Origin of the sequence: Nocardia sp. CY15, assembly GCF_009829295.1 — a bacterium.
GTDB lineage: Bacteria > Actinomycetota > Actinomycetes > Mycobacteriales > Mycobacteriaceae > Nocardia > Nocardia sputi.
Map to the genome: position 1 here is coordinate 1 of NZ_VUOT01000080.1, position 2,175 is coordinate 2,175.

Below are 2,175 nucleotides of genomic sequence, written 5' to 3' on the forward strand. Positions count from 1 at the left end.
TGTCGCGTCCGGCTGAATACTGACCCTCTGGTTCCGGGTGAATGTTGACCCACCCGTGAACGATCATGAGGTGCTGAACGTGGAGGACTGGGCGGAGATCCGCCGGTTGCATCGCTCGGAGGGGATGGCGATCCGGGCGATAGCTCGCCGGTTGAAGATTTCGAAGAACACTGTGAAGAAGGCGTTGGCTTCGCATGAGCCGCCGCGGTATCAGCGCAAGCCGCGTGGGTCGGTGGTGGATGAGTTCGAGCCGGCGGTCCGGGCGGTGCTGGCCGAGTTTCCGGATATGCCCACAACGGTGATCATGGAGCGTGTCGGCTGGCAGCGTGGCCGGACGGTGTTCTTCGAACGGGTGCAGGCGTTGCGGCCGTTGTTCAAGCCGGTGGATCCAGCATCGCGGACGGAGTATCAGCCTGGCGAGTTGGCGCAGTGTGATCTGTGGTTCCCGCCGGTGGATGTTCCGCTGGGGTTCGGTCATATCGGGCGCCCACCTGTGCTGGTGATGGTGACTGGGTATTCGCGGGTGATGACCGCGGTGATGATCCCGACGCGGCAGAGCCCGGATCTGTTGGCGGGGCATTGGGCGTTGATCTCGGCGTGGGGCAGGGTCCCGAAGATGCTGGTCTGGGACAACGAGGCTGCGGTCGGCCAGTGGCGAGGCGGCAAACCGCAGCTGACCGAGACGATGAACGCGTTCCGCGGCTCGCTGGGCATCAAGGTTCTGCAGTGCCGGCCCAGGGATCCTGAGGCCAAAGGCTTGGTGGAACGGGCGAACGGCTATCTCGAGACGTCGTTTCTGCCGGGCCGGTCGTTCGCTGGTCCTGCAGATTTCAATGCTCAGCTTGCCAACTGGCTGGTCCGGGCCAATCACCGTCACCATCGCCGCCTGGGCTGTCGCCCGGTCGATCGCTGGGACGCTGACCGGGCCGCGATGCTGACGTTGCCGCCGGTGGATCCGGTCACCGGCTGGCGTTTCACCACCCGGCTGCCACGCGATCACTACGTCCGCTTGGACTCCAACGACTATTCGGTCCATCCGGCCGCGGTCGGACGCCGGGTCGAGGTCCGCGCTGATCTCGACGAGGTTGTGATCACCTGCGCTGGTGCAGAACTGGGTCGCCACCGGCGATGCTGGGCCGATCACCAGTCCATCACCGATGCCGGGCACGCCGCTGCGGCAGCGGACTTGCGCAACGCCCGGCGCCTGGTCTCGGTCCCCGCGATCGACACCGAAGTCGAGCACCGAAACCTCTCCGACTACGACCGCATGTTCGACCTCGACGAGGCGAGCAGCAGCGAGGAAATCGCCTGATGGCCACCAAGACCGCAACGAACACCTCGCGCAATATCGCCTCCGAAATCGCCTACCTCGCCAGAGCTTTGAAAGCCCCCACTCTTGGCGGCGCCGTCGAACGCCTGGCCGAACGCGCCCGCGCAGAGAACTGGACCCACGAGGAATTTCTGGCTGCCTGCCTGCAGCGCGAGGTCTCTGCCCGCGAGTCTCACGGTGGTGAGGGACGCATCCGATCGGCTCGCTTCCCCGCTCGCAAAGCCCTCGAGGAGTTCGACTTCGATCATCAACGCTCTCTCAAACGCGACACCATCACCCATCTCGGCACTCTGGACTTCATCACCGCCAAAGAAAACGTCGTGTTCCTCGGGCCACCCGGCACCGGCAAAACTCACCTGTCGATCGGGCTCGGGATCCGCGCCTGCCAAGCCGGTCACCGGGTCGCTTTCGCCACCGCATCCGAATGGGTCTCGCGGCTGGCCGAGGCTCACCACGCCGGAAAACTGCAGGCAGAGCTGATCAAGCTCGGCCGGATTCCGTTGATCGTCATCGACGAGGTCGGCTACATCCCCTTCGAAGCCGAGGCAGCGAACCTGTTCTTTCAGCTCGTCTCATCTCGCTACGAACGCGCAAGCCTGATCGTCACCAGCAACAAGCCCTTCGGCCGCTGGGGCGAAGTCTTTGGCGACGACGTCGTCGCCGCAGCCATGATCGACCGCCTCGTCCACCACGCCGAAGTCATCTCCATGAAGGGAGACAGCTACCGCCTCAAAGACCGAGACCTCGGCCGCGTCCCCGCGGCCAAAACCAACGACTGAAACCAACCAAAGGGTGGGTCAAGATTCCAGCGAACAAGCCGGGTCACGATTCGACCGACGTTGACA

Annotated in this window: 2 protein-coding genes; both read left to right on the top strand. The window is 64.3% G+C overall.

The window, feature by feature from the left end; genetic code table 11:
- Positions 1–70 precede the first annotated feature (70 nt).
- Positions 71–1,312, top strand: a complete 1,242-nt coding sequence (gene istA, locus GVY39_RS33605; RefSeq protein WP_159931004.1) for an IS21 family transposase — start codon at positions 71–73, stop codon at positions 1,310–1,312.
- The gene (istB, locus tag GVY39_RS33610; RefSeq protein ID WP_159931002.1) at positions 1,312–2,109 is read left to right on the top strand and encodes an IS21-like element helper ATPase IstB; all 798 of its coding nucleotides are present in this window, start codon (positions 1,312–1,314) and stop codon (positions 2,107–2,109) included. The genes istA and istB overlap by 1 nt, the downstream gene beginning before the upstream one ends.
- Positions 2,110–2,175: the final 66 nt, after the last annotated feature.

What these genes read in the sequence shown, in the direction of transcription:
- istB (WP_159931002.1), top strand. Translation starts at nt 1,312, where the DNA reads ATGGCCACCAAGACCGCAACGAACACCTCGCGCAATATCGCCTCCGAA.